The sequence below is a fragment of the Arthrobacter sp. 05T47 genome, assembly GCF_056395825.1.
In genome coordinates, this window is the sequence record NZ_JBFTKG010000034.1 from 16,019 (window position 1) to 35,091 (window position 19,073).

Sequence of the window (19,073 nt, forward strand, 5' to 3'; positions counted from 1 at the left end):
CCCGTCGTCCAGAACAGCCCCTCAGCCCAGGCCCACGGCCTTGCCGAACAGGCTGAACCCCACGAACGCAACGGTGTCCAGGATGGCGTGGGCGATCACGAGCGGCATCACCCGCTTGGTCCGGATGTAGAACAGCGCAAAGATGACGCCCATCACCGCGTTGCCGATGAACGGCCCGAACCCCTGGTACAGGTGGTAGCTGCCGCGGAGCAGTGCGCTGGCGATGATTGCCGCCGGCACGCTCCAGCCCAGTTTCCCGAGCCGGTCCAGCAGATACGCCACCACAATGACTTCCTCGACCACCGCGTGCCGGATCGCGGACAGGACCAGCACCGGCACGGTCCACCAGTACGCGTCCAGGGCGCTGGGGATGATCGACGTCGTGATCCCCAGCGCCCGGCCGGCGGCGTAGAGCCCGAGGGACGGAATGCCGATGAGCGCGGCGAGCCCCAGGCCCTGCAGGAGGTCCTTGCCGGGCCGGGCGAAGTCGAAGCCGATCCTTCGGAACGCCGAGGTTCCGCGCACTCCGGCCGGCCAGTGTTCGGTGAGGAAGTAGATCACCAGGGCCACCGGAACCAGGGCGAAGAAGATGTCCAGCACCTGGTAGGTGAGGTCGAAGTATTCGCGCGTGCTCTGCGAACGGTTCAGCGTGGACGTCCCCTGGGCCAGCGGCGCCGTGGTCATCTTGTCCAGCAGCTGCACCAGGGAGTAGACCGCGGACTGCCCCAGCGACAACCCCAGGACAATCAACACTTCGAACCGCAGCCGACGGCGGGAGGGAACCAACATGTTTCTATCTTGCCTGCAGTTGCCGATAGTTTGCTGGTGCCCGCGTGGTGCAGGCCGCGCGGGCACCGCCGGCATTTTGGGAGCCCTATGCTTGGGGATTATGAGTGCGCCCCGGAAAATCATCATGATCCGGCACGGCCAGTCTGCCGCCAATGCCGATACCTCGATCTACAACCGTGTTCCGGATTACCGGATTCCGTTGACGCCGCTTGGCCTGGAGCAGGCGACCGCGGCCGGCGAGGAGGTCAAGCGCCAGCTGGACGGGCGGCCGGTGTGCGTCTACGTCTCGCCGTATCTGCGCGCCTACCAGACCCTCGAGGCGCTCAATCTTGGCCCGCTCGTGGAGCGGGTGATCGAGGAACCGCGGCTGCGGGAACAGGACTGGGCCAACTTTCAGATCGCCGGCGACATTGAGGACCAGAAGGAACTCCGTAACGCCTACGGGCACTTCTTCTACCGTTTCCGCGAGGGCGAGTCCGGTTCCGATGTGTACGACAGGATTTCCTCTTTCATGGAAACCCTGCACCGGCACTGGTCCAAGCCCAACTACGCCCCGAACGCCCTGTTTGTGACCCACGGGCTGACCATGCGGCTGTTCTGCATGCGCTGGTTCCACTGGTCCGTGGAATATTTCGAGTCCTTGAACAACCCGGAGAACGCCGAGGTCCGCACCCTGCTGCGCACTGCCCGCGGGAAGTACGAGCTCGACAAGCCCTTCACGCAGTGGGAGTTGCGGCGCGTGGACGAAACAGTCCTCGACGCTCCGCCCATGATGTTCTAGCCGGCCCTGGCGGACCGCCGGCGCTACCGGAGCTTCTGCGGAACGCCGGCCCGCCACACCGCGTGGGTCAGCGGGATACCGGGCCGGTAGGCAAGGTGCGTCGCCGACGGCGCGTTGAGCAGGTGCAGGTCCGCGCGGTGCCCGACGGCGATCGAGCCCACCGCACGTTCGCCGTCGACGTCGTTCCCGGATTCCCGGCCCAGGGCCAGGGCGCCGCCGTACGTCGCGGCGCGCACGGCCTCATGGACGCTGAGCCGCATCTGCAGCACGGCGGTAGTTACGCAGAACGCCATGGAGCTCGTGTAGGACGTGCCGGGATTGCAGTTGGACGCCAAAGCGATCTGCACGCCGGCGTCGAGCAGTTCCCGGCCGGGGGCCAGGGGCTGCCGGGTGGACAGGTCGCAGGCCGGCAGGCACGTGGCCACCGTGCCGCGGGTGCCGGAGCCGCCGGTGCCCTTGCCGGAGCCGGAGCCGCCGTCGGCGTCCCACCCGGACCAGCTGGCGGCGAGGGCATCGATGTCTGCGGCCGACAGGTAATTCACGTGGTCCACGCTCGCGGCGCCGACTTCCACCGCCAGCCGGACGCCGGGGCCCTCGCCGAGCTGGTTGCCATGGACCCGCAACCCCAGCCCGGCGGCCTTGCAGGCCAGGAGGACCCGGCGTGACTGCTCCTCGTTGAAGGCGCCCTGTTCGCAAAAGACGTCGGCCCAGCGGACGTAGGGCCGGACCGCGGCGAGCATCGGCCCGCAGACCAGCTCGGTGTATTCCTCCGCGTCCGCCCCGGCGGGCACCAGATGCGCCCCAAGGTAGGTCACTTCGTCCGCGACGGTCGAGGCGATGCGGGCACTGCGGGCCTCGTTTTCGAGGTCCAGGCCGTAGCCGGTTTTGGTCTCCAGGTAGGTGGTGCCCTGGGCGACGGCCTCCGCGACGCGGCCCATGGCAAGGCGGGTGAGGTCGTAGTCGCTCGTGCTCCGGGTGGCGCCGGTGGTGACTGCGATCCCGCCCGCGCTGTAGCTCTCCCCCGCCATCCTTGCTTCGAACTCGGCCGTGCGGTCCCCCGCGAAGATCAGGTGGGTGTGAGAGTCAACCCAGCCGGGCAGGAGCGCCCGGCCGGCGGCGTCCACGGCCTCGTCGGCCGCCGGCGCCTCGGATGCGGGGCCGAGCCAGGAAATCCGCTCGCCCTCGATCACCACCGCCGCGTCGCGGAGGACGCGGTGTTCCGCGTCCTGGGTCATCAGTTCGGCGATATTGGTGATGAGGGTGCTCATGGGTCCATTCTTCAGCGCCGGATGGACCAGCGGGTCGCGGCCAGCGCTTCCGCTGTCCGGGATGCCGGACTGGCCTCGGTGGGCGGGACCGTGGCGGCGGGTCCCTGGCCGGCGCCTTTTCCGGAGAGGATCAGCCCGGCGGCCAGTTCGGCGATGCCGGAGGAGGTCTGGAAACCGTATCCGCCCTGGCCGGCGAGCCAAAAGAATCCGGTGGCTTCGGCGTCGAACCCCACCACGGGGACGCCGTCGGCCGCCTCCGTCCGCAGCCCCGTCCAGGCCTGGCGGACGCCCCTGATCCCGAGCGTGGTGATGGCGTTGAGCCGGGCGACGAGCCGTTCGATGTCGCCGGGGTATGGCCGGGCATCCTCGGGGCCGCTGGGCACGTGCTCCGCGGGCGAGATCAGGATCTGGCCGTGTTCGGGCCGGAAGTAGAAGCTGTCGTCGGCAGCGGCCACGAACGGGGCGGCTTCCGGGAGCGGATTCTCGACGTCGACGATCGCCGCGGTGCGCCGGTACGGCTGGAGCTGGACTTTTTCGACGCCGCTGAGGACGGCAAGCTCATCCGCCCAGGCCCCGGCGGCATTGACCACGACGGCGGACTGGAAGCCTTCCTGCCCGGCGCCCAGTTCCCAGCCGGTGCCCAGGCGCTGGGCCGAATGGACCCTGGCACCGGTGATGATGTCCACGCCGCCGGCCTCCGCACGGCGCCGGTGGTCCTCGAGCAGCACGGGGGCGTTGCATGCGAAGGATCCAGTGTCCAGGCCCGCGGCGCTGAACGACTCCGGAACGAGGGCCGGGCACAGCTCCAGCGCCTCGGCATGGGTGATCCGGCGCATGTGGCCGCTGGCCTCCGCCTGGACGGTGGCGTCGTCCCCGATCAGCATGAAGCTGCGCGGCGTGAGCACCGGTTCCGGGCGTTCGGCGTCCTGGGCGGTGATGAGGTCCAGCGTCCGGACGGTGAGTTCCTGGACCACGGGCGGGCCGTAGCTGGGAATCAGTTGCCGGGCCGAGCGGGCCGAGGTGTGGTAGGCCAAGGTCTGCTCGGCTTCGATCAGGGCCACGCTGCATTCCCCTGCGAGGGCGGAGGCAAGGGACAGTCCGGCGATACCGCCGCCGACAATTACGACATCGTAATGAGCTGACATGGTCCCATCCTTGCAGATGGTCCCATGTCAGGGCAGATGCTCCCCGTCRGGCCACGCCGGTTCCGGCGCTGGTGCGGCCCGCGCCGTCAGGGGTCCGCGGCAGCGGGTCCAGGTGGCTGATGCCGGCAGGGGTCACCTGCAGCACCTGTGCCGTGGCGATGTCATAGAACAGGCCTGTCAGGTGCAGCTCGCCTGACCGCAAGGCCTGCTGCAGGCTGTGGTGCCGCCCCAGCTGCTCCAACTGGATGGCGACGTTGACCATGGCCAGCTGGTCCGCCTCCCCGTACCCGGCGTTGGCCGCGTCGGCCTGCACCGGGTGGCCCGCACGGAACGCGGCCATGCTCGGCCGGGCATGGTCCAGCCAGACGTCGACCGGGGTGCGGCCGGCCCCAGCCGCAGCCTCACGCGAGTGCCCGGCCTCAGTTGGGTGCTCTGCTTCAGACATCAGGGCGGCCATCGCCCCGCAACCGGAGTGTCCGCAGATGACCACGGACTGCACGGAGAGCTCCTTGAGCGCGAATTCGAGGGCGGCCTCCACTGAGGGATCGAGGTGGGCACTGCCGGCGGCGTTACCCACGGCGTTGCCCACGTTGCGGACGGTAAAGAGGTCTCCGGGCCCGCTGCTGGTGATCAGGTTCGGCACGAGCCGGGAGTCGGCGCAGGTAAGGAACAGCGTGTCCGGGTCCTGCCCGGCGGAGAGTTCCTGCACGTGGGGCCGGAGCAGGTGCGCGTGCCGGCGGTGGTAGCTGTCCACTCCGGCCAGCACAGGGCTCAGCGGGACGGGCACGTCGGGCGTCTCCGGCGCTTGGCCCGCATGGCCACTCCGCCCGTGCCGCTGCCAGCTGCGCCAGGGGGCGAATCCGCCGCGGAGGGCCGAGCGTGAACTGCCGCGTGCCGGCGGGCGGTCCTGGGCCTCGCGAAGGGTGGCCGTGCCGCTTTCCTCGATCTCCACGGTGCCGCCGTTGCTGACGTGGCGCCGGCGCCAGGCGTCCAGGGCGTCATGGACCGGGTGGTCGAGGAAGTCCACCTCCAGCTCGACGGTCACGTGCGATCCCGACGGCACGGACGCGAGCACGTGGCTGAGGCGGGGCAGGGACAGGAAGCTGCAGGAGCCGTCGATGACTACCCTCCAGCGCTGTTCGTCCCGCGCGCCGAGCGGTTCGGCGTGGATCCCGGCGCGGACAACCCGCCACAGGACGGACGCCATGGCCAGGGCGAGCCCGGTGACCACGCCTGCCAGGAGGTTCACGAACACCACGGTCAGCAGCGTGACGGCGTAGATGGCCATGTCTCCGGTGACGCGGGCCGTGGTGAAGTCGGCCACCTTCACCAGCCGCACGCCGATGATGATCAGCAGGCCCGCCAGGACAGCCACCGGAACCAGCTCGATGACAGTTGCCAGCAGAAGAGAGAAGACCAGGACCCAGACACCGTGAAGGATGGCGGACTTGCGGGTCCGCGCCCCGGCTTCGAGGTTGGTGGCGCTGCGCACGATAACCCCGGTGACGGGCAGGCCGCCCAGCATGCCGGACGTGACGTTTGCCGCGCCCTGGCCGACGAGTTCACGGTTGAAATTTGTGCGTTCGCCGTGGTGCATCCTGTCCACGGCCACCGCGGAGAGCAGCGATTCGACGCTCGCCACCAGGGCGATCGTCACGACGCCGACGACGACGGCGCTCCAGTGTCCGCCCGGCAGCTGAGGCAAGGACAGCGCGTCCAGCAAGGACCCATCGAAAGTGATGCGGTCGACGTCGGACGCCAAAGGCAGCGACAGCGCCGTGGCGGCGACGACCGCCACCAGGGGCGCGGGGACGCGCCGGAGGGACGCCGGCATGTACTTCCAGCCCAGCAGCAGCAGGATCACGGCGGCGCCCAGGACCGCGGCCTGGGGGTCCAGCGAGGCGACGCTCGCCGGGAGGGCTTTGACGTTCTGCCAGGCTGATTCGCCGGCCTCGGCGCCGAGCAGCACGTGGGTCTGCTGCAGCACGATGATGATGCCGATTCCGGCCAGCATGGCGTGCACGGCCACCGGGGCGATGGCCAGGGCAACCCGGCCGAACTTGGCGAAGCCGAGAAGCACCTGCAGAACGCCTGCAGCCGCCGTGATGGCGCAGGTGGCGGGCCAGCCGAACTGGTCGATCAGGCCCGCCACGATGACGGTCAGGCCTGCGGCGGGGCCGCTGACCTGCAGGGGCGAGCCGCCGAGGGTGCCGGCAACGATCCCGCCGACGGCCGCCGCGATCAGCCCGGCCATGACCGGTGCGCCGGACGCCGCTGCGATGCCCAGTGACAGCGGAACCGCCACGAGGAACACCACAAGGGACGCCGGTAAATCCCAGCGGAGCCCGGAAGTCAGGGCTGTTCGGAGGGGAATCCGGCTGCCAGTGGCAGCGGCTGGACGTGGATCCGTGACGGCGGGTGCGGGCATTTCAGTCCTTGGCTCGTTGGGCGGGTCCTGATCCACGCTATTGACGCCGCCGCCGGGCCCGCAAGGATGCCTGCCGTGAGAAGAAACACGAGGTCAGAGCCGTAAGAGTGCCCGTAACAGAGTCCTTTTTGCCCGACTCCGATCCCGGTCTGGTACGGCCTCAGGGGCCGGTGTGACCCCCGAAAAAATCCCGGGCAATTTCAAGTCACATGGGAAAATTGAGCCCTTTTGTGGACCTGATCTCGAAAAGAAATTTCCCGCGGCGGCTGTTTGCCGGATACGAGCGTGGGTGGGCCCCCCGGGTCCATCAGGCATGCAGCAGGTTCCGCCGTCACCACCGTCGCTGTTGTCAGGTTCCAGGGCGCCGAAGAGTCCAGTGGCTCACGGTGTTGTCGGCAGATGGCATCTCCACCATTCCGAGTTTGGCCGCGACCTTCTTGGACGGCCCGTTGCCTGGGTCAATAGTTGCGGAGATTGACCGGAGCGGGGAGATTTTGAAGACGTGGGCGAGCATTTCCCGCCCGATTTCGGTTGCGTAGCCTTGACCCCAGAACTTCCGGTGAAGGACGTAGGTGAGTTCATCGAAGTCCCGATCCGGCGCCCTCACCACGCCGCAGTAGCCGACAAAGGCTCCCGTGGATCGTTCGAAAATGGCTGACGTGCCATATCCGCGTTGCGCGTATTTTTCCTGACTGACATCTATCCAGCGCGCGACTTCAGCCCGCTCCAGCGTTGAACCATCGCCGACAAATCGCATGACCGCGACGTCCGCGCAAAGTGCTGCGAAGTCATCCAGATCTGTCTTTTCAAACTGGCGGGCAATGAGTCTGTCCGTCTGAAACATCATGGTGAAACAGTAGTTGCTGCGCCCGCGTTAGGCTGCCGGAGAAGACGTTCCCTTAGGCCACCCGCCACCCGCAGGCTCAGGAGGATCCCGACCGTCCCGCCTGCGAATTCGTTCGTCCCACGAGGAACCAGAGCATTGGGCCGAAAACTGGCAGCGCGAACACAATCAATAGCCAGAGCGCCCGGCCGGACGGCGTGTGATTAGTGCTCCGCGCGATGCTGATCAGCGCACCAATGAAAGTTGCGGCACAGATCATGCCGGCAACAATGACCATGACCTCCCACGCAGAAGGGACGATCGGATTCACGCTCTCGGCACCAGCCAGCAACAGCAACTTTCATTCCCCCAATTTCGATTCTCGGCCCGCGTTCCCAATTGGAGTTCGCGGGTGCCGAAAACCCTACAGCTACTCCCGCCCTGACCATAGTCACGGCTGAGCAGGGAAGGCCGCCGCGCACTTGGAGAAGTCCCGAGAGGTTAGGCCGGGCCCGTGTAACTGGGTCCGGCCGCTGGGATCAGGCCACTCCGTCTGCGGCGATCGTCGCGCGGCCGCGCACGAACGCCCGCACCATTGGACATGCCCTCCCCTGGCGCGCACGACTGGACATGTCCCTCGCTGCCGCCTGCCGGCCCGGGACATGCCCCCCGTTGGTCGCGGCCAGTGGACATAGTGGCATTATGTCCACTCCTGGCCGCCGGGGCTGGGCATGTCCCGCGGGCAAGCAGCGGAGGAAGCCGGGATGAACGGGCAATGCCGGGCCGGGCCGGACCCCTGTGACTGAGCTGGGGTCCGGCCGCTGGGGTCCGCCTAGGCTGCTGCCACCGCCGCGCGGCTGCGCACGAACGCCTGGACGCAGGCCTCGACGTCGTCGGAGCTGTGCGCGGCGGAAAGCTGGACGCGGATCCGGGCTGCGCCCTTGGGGACCACCGGGTAGCTGAATGCCGTGACGAAGACGCCGTGGTGGAGCATGGCGTCGGCCACCTTGGCCGCCATGACGGCGTCGCCGAACATGACCGGGACAATTGCGTGCTCGCCGGGAAGCAGGTCGAAGCCTTCCTCGCTCATGCGGTTCCGGAAGAGCTCCGCGTTGGCGAAGAGTTTGCCGCGCAGTTCGCCGGAGTTCTCCACGAGGTCCAGGGCCTTGAGCGTGGCCGCGACGATCGCCGGGGCCAGCGAGTTGGAGAACAGGTAGGGGCGGGCCTTCTGGCGAAGCATGGCGATGACTTCGCTGCGGCCGGAGACGTAGCCGCCGGAGGCGCCGCCGAGGGCCTTGCCGAAGGTGCCGGTGTAGATGTCCACGCGGTCCGAGACTCCGGCGTGCTCCGGCGTGCCGGCACCGGTGGCGCCCATGAAGCCCACGGCGTGGGAATCGTCCACCATGACCAGGGCGTCGTACTTCTCGGCGAGGTCGCAGATTGCTTCGAGCGGGGCCAGGAAACCGTCCATCGAGAAGACGCCGTCCGTGACGATGATCTTGCGGCGGGCCGGGTTCTCCTGGGTGCTGGCCGCAATCAGCTTCGCCTCGAGGTCTGCCATGTCCTGGTTGGCGTAGCGGAAGCGCTGGGCCTTGCAGAGCCGGATCCCGTCAATGATGGAGGCGTGGTTCAGGGCGTCGGAGATGACGGCGTCTTCCGGGCCGAAAAGCGACTCGAAGACACCTCCGTTGGCGTCGAAGCAGCTGGAGAACAAAATGGTGTCCTCGGTGCCGAGGAACTTCGAGACGCGCTGCTCGAGTGCCAGATGCAGGTCCTGGGTGCCGCAGATGAAGCGGACGCTGGCCATGCCGAAGCCGCGCTCGTCCATTGCGGTCTTCGCGGCGGCGATGATGTCGGGGTGGTCCGCGAGGCCCAGGTAGTTGTTGGCGCAGAAGTTCAGCACGTCCGCGCCGGACTCGCCGATCTGCCCGGCCTTGATGCGGTTGGCCTGCGGCGAGTCGATGTGCCGCTCGGTCTTGAACAGGCCGGCGCTGCGGATCTCGTCGAGTTCGTGCTGCAGCTGGTCCTTGATGGCTGAATACATGGGTTGGCTCCTCAGCTGGTTGGATGCGGGGGCAAAATGCGGGCGGGTCGGGAAGGGGTTCTGAAAAGGGGCTGGCCTAGAAGACGGTCCAGTCGAGGACCACCTTGCCGCCGACGCCGGCGCGGGCCACTTCGAAGCCCTTTTCCCAGTCGGTGGCCGGCAGTGTGTCTGTGACGACGGCCGAGATGTTCGCGTGCAGGACCGGGTTGGAGGCGAGCATGGCGCTCATCGCGTACCAGGTCTCGAACATTTCGCGGCCGTAGATGCCCTTCATGGTCAGCATGTGCGTGACCACCTTGCCCCAGTTGATGTCGATGGACTGGCTGGGCAGTCCCAGCATCGCGATCCGGCCGCCGTGGTTCATGTTGTCGATCATCTCAGGCAGCGCGGTGGGGTGTCCCGACATTTCCATGCCGATGTCGAAGCCTTCGCGCATGCCCAGTTCACGCTGGGCGTCCTTGACCCGCATCTTCGAGACGTCGATCGCGAGGTCGACGCCGAGCTGCCGGGCCAGTTCGAGGCGGGGGGCGGAGACATCGGTGATGGCGATCTTGCGGGCGCCGGCGTGGCGGGCGACGGCGATCGCCATCAGGCCGATGGGGCCGGCGCCGGTGATCAGGACGTCCTCGCCGACCAGCGGGAAGCTCAGGGCGGTGTGGACGGCGTTGCCGAACGGGTCGAAGATGGCGCCCAGTTCCGGGGTGACGGACGGGTCCTGGTGGACCCAGACGTTGGTCTCGGGGATGACAACGTACTCGGCGAAGGCGCCGTCGCGCTGGACGCCGACGCTGACGGTGTTGATGCACATCTGCCTGCGGCCGGCGCGGCAGTTGCGGCAGATCCCGCAGACGATGTGGCCTTCGCCGGAGACGCGGTCGCCCACCTTGACGTCCAGGACGTCCTCGCCGATTTCCACGACCTCGCCGTAGAACTCGTGGCCGGCGATCAGGGGGGCGTTGATGATGCCCTGCGCCCAGGCGTCCCAGGCCTGGATGTGCAGGTCTGTGCCGCAGATGCCGGTGGTCATGACGCGGATCTTGACGCCGCCGGGGCCGGTCTCCGGCTCGGGACGGTCGACGAGTTCGAAGCCTGCGTGGGCGCCGGCCTTGTAGAGAGCCTTCATGGGTCTGCCTAACTGTGTGGAACGCACCGGAAAGGATGCGGTCGTGTGGGACAACTCACCCCATTAGACCCATCCAAAAGCATTAGCACAACCGAATTTTTCTCAATCGACGAATTAGCAATTGCTGTTGCATAGAATGGCTGGCATGGAAATCCACCAGCTGGAAATGCTGCGCGAACTCGGAGCCCTGGGAAGCGTCAAGGCCGTCGCCGAAACCCTCCTCGTGACCCCGTCGGCCGTGTCCCAGCAACTGGCCGCGCTGCAGAAGACCGTGGAGGTGCCGCTGACCCGCAAGGAGGGCCGGAACCTGGTGCTGACGGAGGCGGGACAGGTCCTGGCGGACGCCGGGGCCGCCGTCGTGAGCGCCATGGCGGATGCGAAGATGGCGATCGGCGCGTACCACGGCTCTCCGGTCGCTCCGGTGACGCTCAGCGGCTTCCACAGCGCCGGGCAGGCGCTCTTCGCGCCGCTGGCGCGGTTCCTGGACGGCCCCGGCCAGCCGCGGATCCTGCTCTCGGACGAGGACGTGGCCCAGCAGGATTTCCCGGCCCTGACGGCACGCTATGACCTGGTGCTGGCGCACCGGATGGACCACAGCCCGCGCTGGCCCGAGGAACGCGTCGCGGTGATCCCGCTGGCGCACGAGCCCCTGGATGTGGCCCTGCCCGCCGGGCACCGGCTGGCCGGTCAGCGTGCAGTGACGGCCGACGACGTCGTGGGCGAACCGTGGGTGACCAGCCGGGCAGGCTACTCCCCCGCGGACGTGCTCTCCGCCGTCGCGGCCGTTTCCAGCCGCGAGCTGAACATTGTGCACCGGATCAACGACTATTCGACCGTGGCGGCGCTCGTGGCGGCCGGCGGCGTGATCGGCCTGCTGCCGCGGCACACCGCGCGGCCCGTGCTGAATCCGGACATCGTGCTGCGGCCGCTGGAGGGCATCAGCACCCGGCGCCGGATTGACCTCCTGGCCAGGCCCGAGAACCTTAAACGCACATCGGTCATGATGGTCTGCGAAGCGCTTCAGACCATCATGACCGATTTAGTGGGTGGCTAGGACCTAGCCTTCGACGCCGAGGCGCTGCAGGATCAGTTCACGGACGCGGCCGGCGTCGGCCTGCCCGCGGGTGGCCTTCATGACGCCGCCGACGATCGCGCCGATCGCCTGGAGCTTGCCGCCGCGGATCTTGTCCGCGACGTCGGGCTGCGCGGCGAGGGCCGCGTCGATGGCTTCCAGGAGGGGGCCGTCGTCGGAGACCACGGCGAGGCCGCGCTGCTCGACGATTTCCGCCGGGGTGCCCTCGCCGGCGAGCACGCCGTCCAGGACCTCGGAGGCCATCTTGTTGTTGATCTTGCCCTCTTCGACCATCTTGTTCAGTTCCACGATCGTGGCCGGTGCGACGCCGAGCTGGCCGGGGTCGACGTCGGCGTTCTTGGCGCGTCCGACGATCTCGCCCATCCACCATTTGCGGGCCACGGTGGCGGTGGCGCCGGCGGCGATGGTTTCCTCGATCTCGTCCATGACGCCGGCGTTGACGACGTCGCGGAATTCCAGGTCGGAGTAGCCCCAGTCGGCCTGCAGGCGCTTGCGGCGGGCGGCCGGCGGCTCGGGCAGCGTGGCGCGGAGTTCCTCGACCCATTCGCGGGAAGCGGTGATCGGGACCAGGTCCGGTTCCGGGAAGTAGCGGTAGTCGTCGGCGTCGGACTTGGCCCGGCCCGACGTCGTGGTCCGCGTGTCCTCGTGCCAGTGCCGGGTTTCCTGGGTGACCGGCTCGCCGGAGTCCAGGACGGCGGCGTGCCGCTGGATCTCGTAGCGGACGGCGTGTTCGACGGCGCGCAGCGAGTTGACGTTCTTGGTCTCCGAGCGGATGCCGAAGCGTTCGCGGCCGTGCGGGCGCAGCGAGACGTTGGCGTCGCAGCGGACGTTGCCGCGTTCCATCTTCGCGTCCGAGACGCCGAGGTTCTTCACGATCTCGCGCACGGCGGCGACGTAGGCCTTGGCCAGCTCGGGGGAACGGCTGCCGGCGCCCTCGATCGGCTTGGTGACGATCTCGACCAGCGGCACGCCGGAGCGGTTGTAGTCCACCAGGGAGTAGTCCGCACCCTGGATGCGGCCGGTGGCGCCGCCCATGTGGGTCAGCTTGCCGGCGTCCTCCTCCATGTGCGCGCGTTCGATCTCGACGCGGAACACGGTGCCGTCGGAGAGCTCGACGTCAAGGTACCCGTCGTACGCGATGGGCTCGTCGTACTGGGAGGTCTGGAAGTTCTTCGGGGTGTCCGGGTAGAAGTAGTTCTTCCGGGCGAAGCGGCACTTCTCGGCGATCTTGCAGTTCAGCGCCAGGCCGATCTTGATCGAGGACTCGATCGCGGTCTTGTTCACCACAGGGAGAACGCCGGGCATGCCGAGGTCCACCTCGTTGACGTTGGTGTTCGGCTCGTCGCCGAAGACGTTCGGCGCGGAGGAGAACATCTTGGTCTTGGTGTTGAGCTCCACGTGAACCTCGAAACCCAGGACGGGATCGTACTTCTCCATCGCCTCTTCGAAGCTGAGGGTTGCGTCAGTCATTAGTGTGAACCTCCGTGGCTCGCGACGGCATCATTAAGGGAAGTTGCTGTCAGTGATGGTGCCTTGTCCAGCAGCGGGCCGCCCCACTGCGCCTCGAGCAGCGATTCCAGGACCGCGCCGACGCGGTACAGCCGGGCGTCCTGGCGGGCCGGGGCCAGCAGYTGGATGCCGACCGGCAGTCCGTCCTCATCGGCCAGGCCGCCGGGCAGCGAGAGYCCSGGCACGCCTGCCATGTTGGCGGGGATGGTGGCGACGTCGTTGAGATACATCGCCAGCGGGTCGTTGAGCTTCTCGCCGAGCTTGAAGGCCGTGGTGGGGGCCGTCGGGGAGATCAGCACGTCGGCCTGGGCGAACGCGGCCTCGAAGTCGCGTTGGATCAGGGTGCGCACCTTCTGGGCCGAGCCGTAGTAGGCGTCGTAGTAGCCGGCGCTCAGGGCGTACGTGCCCAGGATGATGCGGCGCTTGACCTCATCACCGAAGCCGGCGGCACGGGTGGCRCCCATGACRCGTTCGATCGTCAGCGGYCCCTCTTCGGGCAGGACCCGCAGGCCGTACCGGACGCCGTCGAACTTGGCCAGGTTGGAGGAGGCCTCCGAGGGCATGATCAGGTAGTAGGCGCCCAGGGCGTACTTGAAGTTGGSGCAGGAGACCTCGACGATCTCGGCGCCCGCGCCCTTGAGCAGCTCGAGGGATTCGTTGAAGCGGTTCTCGACGCCGGCCTGGTAGCCCTCGCCGTGGAGCTCYTTGATGATGCCGATCTTCATGCCCTCGACRTTGCCGGTCCGGGCCGCGGCGACGAGGTCCTCCAGCGGGTCCGGGAGCGAGGTGGAGTCGCGCGGATCGTGCCCGCCGATCACCTGGTGCAGCAGGGCCGAGTCCAGCACGGTGCGGGAGACCGGGCCGATCTGGTCCAGYGAGGAGGCCATGGCGATCGCGCCGTAGCGGGAGACCCCGCCGTAGGTGGGCTTGACGCCGACCGTGCCGGTGACGGCGCCGGGCTGGCGGATGGAGCCGCCCGTGTCCGTGCCCAGGGCCAGCGGGGCTTCGAAGGCCGCGACGGCGGCAGCGGAGCCRCCGCCGGAACCGCCGGGGATGCGCTCCAGGTCCCACGGGTTGTGGGTGGGGCCRWAGGCGGAGTGCTCGGTGGAGGAGCCCATCGCGAACTCGTCCAGGTTGGTCTTGCCCAGGATCGGCATCTTSGCGGCGCGCAGGCGCTCGACSACRGTGGCGTCGTAGGGGCTGTTCCAGCCTTCGAGGATCTTCGAGCCGGCCGTGGTGGGCTGGCCGATGGTGACAATGAGGTCCTTGACGGCGATCGGCACGCCCGCGAGGACGTGGAGCTCGTCGGCGGCGGCRCCGCCCGCGGCGCGGATCGCGTCCACTTCGGCGGCGACGGCGAGCGCCTCCTCCGTGTTGACGTGCAGGAAGGCGTGGACCTTGCCGTCGACGGCGGCGATGCGGTCCAGGTACGCCTGGGTGACCTCGACGGCGGTGATCTCGCGGGCGGCCAGCTTCTCGGCGAGCGCGGCGGCGGAGAGGCGGATCAGTTCGTTGTTCTCAGTCATGGTCTTAGTCCTCATCCAGGATTGCCGGGACCTTGAAACGGCCTTCGTACGCGTCGGGGGCACCGGAGAGGGATTGCTCGGCCGTAAATGTGTGGCCCACGACGTCCTCGCGGAACACRTTGGTCAGCGGAATCGGGTGMGACGTGGCCGGGACGTCGTCACCGGCAGCTTCACTGACGGACTTCACTGATTCGACGATGACGGCGAGTTCGCCGGCCATCCTGTCGAGCTCTTCGGCACTCATCTCGATGTGCGCGAGTTGCGCGAGATGCGCGACGTCGTCGCGGTTGATCGCAGCCATGGATCTCCCCTGCAAGTTCGGATTATTTTCCGTCCCAGTCTACGTGGATTGAACTGCGGTTACCGTCGGACGCCGAGATGACAGTTCGCGGCAATGTTTTGTGCAAACACTGCCGCGAACTGTCATCTCGTGGGGGGCTTAGCCGATGCCGATGGCTCCGGTGAGGACTCCTACTCCCAGCATGACCAGGGAGATGACGGCCGTGCGCCAGAGGACCTTCTTGTGGTGGTCGCCCAGGTCCACCTTGGCCAGGGAGACCAGGAGCAGGATGGCCGGGACCAGGGGGCTCTGCAGGTGGAAGGGCTGGCCGGTGATGGAGGCCCGGGCCATGTCGGCGGCGCTGACGCCGTAGTGGGCCGCCGTCTCGCTCAGRACCGGCAGGACGCCGAAGTAGAAGGCGTCGTTGCTCATGAAGAACGTCATCGGGATGCTCAGGACGCCGGTGATGACGGCCATCAGCGGGCCCATGTCGGACGGGATGATCTGGACCAGCCATTCCGACATTGCCTTGACCATGCCCGTGCCGTTGAGRACGCCGGTGAGGACCGCGGCGGCCATGACCATGCTGACGACGGCGACAATCGAGGGTGCGTGGGCGATCAGCTGGGCGCCCTGGTCCTTGACGTTGGGGAAGTTGACCAGCAGGGCGATGGCGGCGCCGACCATGAAGACGAACGGCAGCGGAATGATGTTGGCRACCAGCGTCACCATGACCGCGACCGTCAGGCCGAGGTTGAACCAGAACAGCTTGGGRCGSAGGGTCTTGCGGTTGGGGTCCAGGGCGGTGTCGGCCAWGGCGGAGTCGCGGTCGTCAACGAGGACGTCGGTGCGTTCCAGGACTGCAACGGAGGATCCCTCCGGGGAGAGCCCSGCCGGCGAGTTTCCTGCGGGGCCGGAGCCCTTGCGGCCGCGGCCGGTTCCGGAASCGCCGGTCGAGCGGCCGCCGGTGCCGCCGTCGAACCCTTCAGCCGAGTCCGGCACGCCCCAGATTTCCGGCGCAACGGCGCGGAGCCGGTTGCGCTCCTGCAGGCCGAGCAGCCAGGAGAAGACCAGCACCACAACAAGGCCGGCGATCAGGGACGGGATCATGGGAACGAAGACATCGTTGACATCGAGCTTCAGYGCGGTGGCGGCGCGGGCGGTGGGACCGCCCCACGGCAGGATGTTCATGGTGCCGTTGGCCAGGCCGGCMACRCAGGTCAGGACCACGGGGCTCATCTTGAGCCGMAGGTAGACCGGCAGCATCGCCGCGGTGGTGAGGATGAAGGTAGTGGAGCCGTCGCCGTCGAGGGACACTGCTGCGGCGAGGATGGCCGTGCCGAGGACCACCTTGGCGGGGTCGTTGCCGAGCTTGCGCAGGATGAACCGGACCAGGGGGTCAAAGAGTCCGACGTCGATCATCAGGCCGAAGTAGATGATCGCGAACATCAGCAGCGCTGCCGTGGAGGTCATGGACTTCATGGAATCCATGACCATGGGTCCGATGCCGAGGCCCGCGCCGGCGAAAAGCCCGAAGATTGTGGGGACGATGATGAGCGCCAATACGGGCGTCAACTTCTTCKTCATGATCAGCACCATGAATACCGCGATCATGGCGAATCCTAGTAATACCAGCACGGCCGGCTCCTTCTTCTTTGAATGACACCACTCCGGTGTGATGCGCACTACAGACGTTAGAGTGGCGCCCGTCACGGCTGGGCCTTTGGCTCAATTGATTGGCATACTGCTTATTGGACGCATTTTGCGCATTTTGCTCACGTCCCTATCGACCACCAGGCAGGAGCCCGATGAAGCGCCGCACACCTCTGCCGRCCCTGCGCTTTTCCACTCAGACGCTGCTGCTGCAGCTCGGCGTCGTGGCGCTCGTGGTCCTGCTGAGCAGCGCCGTCCACGCCTGGCTGACCTACGACCGGCTGGGCCGCGAAGCGGAGAACCAGGCGCTGACCCTGGCCCGGACGGTGGCCTCGGACCCCTCGGTWCGGGCAGACGTCCAGTCCATCAGCGCCCTGCCCGCCGCTCCCCCGGCGGCAGAGCTGCTGGCCGGCCCGTTGATGGCTGCCGCCGAGGGCGCCCGCACCCGCACCGGGGCCCTGTTCGTGGTCATCACGGACGAGACCGGCATCCGGCTGGCGCACCCGGACGCGGAACGGCTGGGCGAAAAGGTCAGCACCGACCCCTCCGAGGCCCTCGCCGGCAAGGGGGTCACCACGCGCAACACGGGCACGCTGGGTCCGTCCGCCGGGGCCAAGGTCCCGGTGTTCGCCCCGGACTCCACGGCGGTGGTGGGCGAGGTGAGCGTGGGCTACTCCACCGAAACGATCAGCCAGAGCCTGGCCCGGGACATCCTCCCCATCGCCGTCACCGCCGCCGGGGCGCTCCTGGCCGGCGTGCTGGCCTCCTTCCTGTTGCGGCGGCGGCTCCAGCGGCTCACCCTCGGGCTGGAGCCCGAGGAGATCAGCACGCTCGTCCACGACCAGGTGGCCGTGTTGCAAGGGGTCGACGACGGCGTGATCGGCGTCGCGGCCGACGGCCGGGTCAGTGTCTTCAACGCCGCCGCCCAGCGGCTGCTCGGCGTTCCYGACCTCGCGGGCACCGCCTGGGCCGCGGCTCCGGTCCCGGCGCAGCTCAAGGCCCTGACCCGGGCCGAYGCGGCCGAGGGCGACGCCGTGGARCTCGTCGCCGGCGGCCGGGTCCTGGTGGCGAGCGCCCGCAAAGCCCTGCATGGCCGCGAGGACCTGGGCTGGGTGGTGATGCTGCGGGACCGGACCGAGCTGCAGCAGCTGACCCGCCAGCTCGACGCCGTCGGCACCATGTCCGYTGCCCTGCGGGCGCAGCGCCACGAGTTCGCCAAYCAGCTGCACACGATTGCCGGCTTYATGAGCATCGGCCAGCCYCAGCAGGCCCAGGACTACCTYGCCAAACTGGCSGGCACCGGGCCGCTGGCGTTCCCGGTGGACCAGGCCGAGCTGCTCCAGGACCCCTATCTGCAGGCCTTCCTTGGCGCCAAGGGCGTCGAGGCGGACGAGCGCGGCGTGAGCCTGCGCCTCGGCCCCGAATCCGTGGTCCGCGGCCACGTCACCGARCCCCAGGAYGTCACCACCGTCCTGGGGAACCTGATCGACAACGCSGTGAACGCSGCCGTCGCCGGCTCGGCGGCCGAACGCTGGGTGGAAGTCGAAGTGCTCGACGAACCGGGAAMCGRSGGCGGCCCCGGCACCCTGCACATCGTCGTCGCGGATTCCGGCGACGGCCTGGGCTCGGCAATCACTGGTGACGGGGCGGAGGGGGCAGATGCGGTCTTCTCGGAGGGCTTCACGACCTCGGAACACCCGGCGCGGGCCGGGGCCGGGCARGGCCTGGGGCTGGCGTTGTCCCGGCAGCTCGCACGCCGCCGCGGCGGGGACGTGCGGATCCTGGAYCCSGGCTCCCCCGGCGGCCCGGGCGCCGTGTTCGTCGCCACGCTSCCGGGAACCACACTGCCGGGAACCACACTGCCGGGAACCACACTGCCCGGAACGACACTGCCGGGAGCCATWCAGCCAAACGGAGAGGACAACGATGTCTGAGGATTTCAGGGTGCTCATTGTCGACGATGACTTCCACGTCGCCAARCTGCACGCCGCCTAYGTGGATTCGGTGGCCGGCTTCCTGGCGCTGCCGCCGGCCGGMTCGGCCTCSCAGGCCCTGCAGGCCATTCACAGCCTGCGCCCGGACCTGGTGCTGCTGGACGTCTACCTCCCGGACGCTTCGGGCCTGGACCTGCTGCACCAACTGGACGTGGACACCGTGATCCTCAGCGCGGCCTCGGACACGGCCTCGCTGCGGCTCGCATTCCGCCGCGGGGCACTRGGCTACCTGCTCAAGCCCTTCACGTCCGAATCCCTCTCGCAGCAGCTSCGCTCCTACGCCCGCTACCGGCGGATCCTGGGCCAGCCGGGCTCCGTCAGCCAGGAGACGGTGGAACGGGCCAAGCGCGCCCTGATCCCGGGCGATGTGGTCGCCTCGGCSCGGCCCCGTTCGGCCACCGAGGCMGCGGTGCTCGAGTCCCTGGTTCCCGGYGAGCAGTATTCCGCCGCCGACGTCGCCGCCCGGGTCGGYGTGTCCCGGGCCACCGCCCAACGGTATCTGTCCGCGCTGGCGGACGACGGCGCCGTCGACATCCAGYTGCGGTACGGCACCACGGGCCGGCCCGAGCACCGCTACGGGATCCCCGCCGCAACCGGCCACTAGCCCGCACAGCACC

The 19,073-nt window shown here is 68.3% G+C and carries 15 protein-coding genes and 1 pseudogene; 4 read left to right on the plus strand and 12 right to left on the minus strand.

Translation table 11 applies throughout. The annotated features are described in order from the left end of the window. Nucleotides 1-21: 21 nt before the first annotated feature. Nucleotides 22-789 (minus strand): CPBP family intramembrane glutamic endopeptidase, encoded by a 768-nt coding sequence (locus AC1DEY_RS18575; protein ID WP_476869253.1) that lies wholly within the window; start codon nucleotides 787-789, stop codon nucleotides 22-24. A 100-nt stretch (nucleotides 790-889) separates the two neighbouring features. On the opposite strand from AC1DEY_RS18575, the gene AC1DEY_RS18580 reads away from it, so the two are divergent. Continuing rightward, nucleotides 890-1,570 carry a histidine phosphatase family protein gene (locus AC1DEY_RS18580; RefSeq protein WP_441409329.1) on the plus strand — a complete coding sequence of 227 codons (681 nt, stop codon included), beginning with the start codon at nucleotides 890-892 and terminating at the stop codon, nucleotides 1,568-1,570. Nucleotides 1,571-1,593: 23 nt separating this feature from the next. Here AC1DEY_RS18580 and AC1DEY_RS18585 read toward each other — a convergent pair whose 3' ends face one another. The 7 genes and pseudogenes from AC1DEY_RS18585 to tdh form a co-directional block, all read right to left on the minus strand. Then, nucleotides 1,594-2,838 (minus strand): amidohydrolase family protein, encoded by a 1,245-nt coding sequence (locus tag AC1DEY_RS18585; protein WP_476869254.1) that lies wholly within the window; start codon nucleotides 2,836-2,838, stop codon nucleotides 1,594-1,596. Between the two features lie 11 nt (nucleotides 2,839-2,849). Beyond that, a complete protein-coding gene (locus tag AC1DEY_RS18590) occupies nucleotides 2,850-3,983 on the minus strand; it encodes an NAD(P)/FAD-dependent oxidoreductase (RefSeq protein ID WP_476869255.1) in 1,134 nt (377 codons plus the stop codon). A gap of 103 nt (nucleotides 3,984-4,086) precedes the next feature. After that, nucleotides 4,087-6,411 (minus strand): annotated as a pseudogene (locus tag AC1DEY_RS18595) (SulP family inorganic anion transporter); the annotation flags it as partial. Nucleotides 6,412-6,760: 349 nt separating this feature from the next. Further along, nucleotides 6,761-7,255, minus strand: coding sequence for a GNAT family N-acetyltransferase (locus AC1DEY_RS18600; protein ID WP_476869256.1), 495 nt, complete (start codon nucleotides 7,253-7,255; stop codon nucleotides 6,761-6,763). 79 nt (nucleotides 7,256-7,334) lie between these two features. Beyond that, the gene (locus AC1DEY_RS18605; RefSeq protein ID WP_476869257.1) at nucleotides 7,335-7,592 is read right to left on the minus strand and encodes a PLD nuclease N-terminal domain-containing protein; all 258 of its coding nucleotides are present in this window, start codon (nucleotides 7,590-7,592) and stop codon (nucleotides 7,335-7,337) included. Between the two features lie 474 nt (nucleotides 7,593-8,066). Next, the gene (locus AC1DEY_RS18610; protein WP_476869258.1) at nucleotides 8,067-9,278 is read right to left on the minus strand and encodes a glycine C-acetyltransferase; all 1,212 of its coding nucleotides are present in this window, start codon (nucleotides 9,276-9,278) and stop codon (nucleotides 8,067-8,069) included. Nucleotides 9,279-9,354: 76 nt separating this feature from the next. Further along, complete coding sequence (gene tdh, locus AC1DEY_RS18615) at nucleotides 9,355-10,401, minus strand: L-threonine 3-dehydrogenase (RefSeq protein ID WP_476869259.1); 1,047 nt, start codon at nucleotides 10,399-10,401, stop codon at nucleotides 9,355-9,357. 145 nt (nucleotides 10,402-10,546) lie between these two features. Here tdh and AC1DEY_RS18620 point away from each other — a divergent pair, with 145 nt between their 5' ends. After that, nucleotides 10,547-11,455 (plus strand): LysR family transcriptional regulator, encoded by a 909-nt coding sequence (locus AC1DEY_RS18620; RefSeq protein WP_026537693.1) that lies wholly within the window; start codon nucleotides 10,547-10,549, stop codon nucleotides 11,453-11,455. A 3-nt stretch (nucleotides 11,456-11,458) separates the two neighbouring features. Here the strand turns inward: AC1DEY_RS18620 and gatB are convergent, their stop codons facing one another. The 4 genes from gatB to AC1DEY_RS18640 all read right to left on the minus strand — a co-directional run bounded on the left by gatB (nucleotide 11,459) and on the right by AC1DEY_RS18640 (nucleotide 16,447). After that, nucleotides 11,459-12,964, minus strand: a complete 1,506-nt coding sequence (gene gatB / locus AC1DEY_RS18625; protein ID WP_476869260.1) for an Asp-tRNA(Asn)/Glu-tRNA(Gln) amidotransferase subunit GatB — start codon at nucleotides 12,962-12,964, stop codon at nucleotides 11,459-11,461. Then, nucleotides 12,964-14,529, minus strand: a complete 1,566-nt coding sequence (gatA, locus tag AC1DEY_RS18630) for an Asp-tRNA(Asn)/Glu-tRNA(Gln) amidotransferase subunit GatA (RefSeq protein WP_476869261.1) — start codon at nucleotides 14,527-14,529, stop codon at nucleotides 12,964-12,966. The genes gatB and gatA overlap by 1 nt, the downstream gene beginning before the upstream one ends. A 4-nt stretch (nucleotides 14,530-14,533) precedes the next feature. Beyond that, nucleotides 14,534-14,830, minus strand: coding sequence for an Asp-tRNA(Asn)/Glu-tRNA(Gln) amidotransferase subunit GatC (gene gatC, locus AC1DEY_RS18635; RefSeq protein ID WP_091249523.1), 297 nt, complete (start codon nucleotides 14,828-14,830; stop codon nucleotides 14,534-14,536). Nucleotides 14,831-14,968: 138 nt separating this feature from the next. After that, nucleotides 14,969-16,447 carry a CitMHS family transporter gene (locus AC1DEY_RS18640; protein WP_476869262.1) on the minus strand — a complete coding sequence of 493 codons (1,479 nt, stop codon included), beginning with the start codon at nucleotides 16,445-16,447 and terminating at the stop codon, nucleotides 14,969-14,971. 170 nt (nucleotides 16,448-16,617) lie between these two features. Here AC1DEY_RS18640 and AC1DEY_RS18645 point away from each other — a divergent pair, with 170 nt between their 5' ends. Further along, a complete protein-coding gene (locus AC1DEY_RS18645; protein ID WP_476869263.1) occupies nucleotides 16,618-18,396 on the plus strand; it encodes a sensor histidine kinase in 1,779 nt (592 codons plus the stop codon). Continuing rightward, on the plus strand, nucleotides 18,389-19,060 hold the full coding sequence (locus AC1DEY_RS18650; protein WP_476869264.1) for a response regulator: 672 nt from the start codon (nucleotides 18,389-18,391) through the stop codon (nucleotides 19,058-19,060). The genes AC1DEY_RS18645 and AC1DEY_RS18650 overlap by 8 nt, the downstream gene beginning before the upstream one ends. The last annotated feature ends 13 nt before the right edge of the window (nucleotides 19,061-19,073 follow it).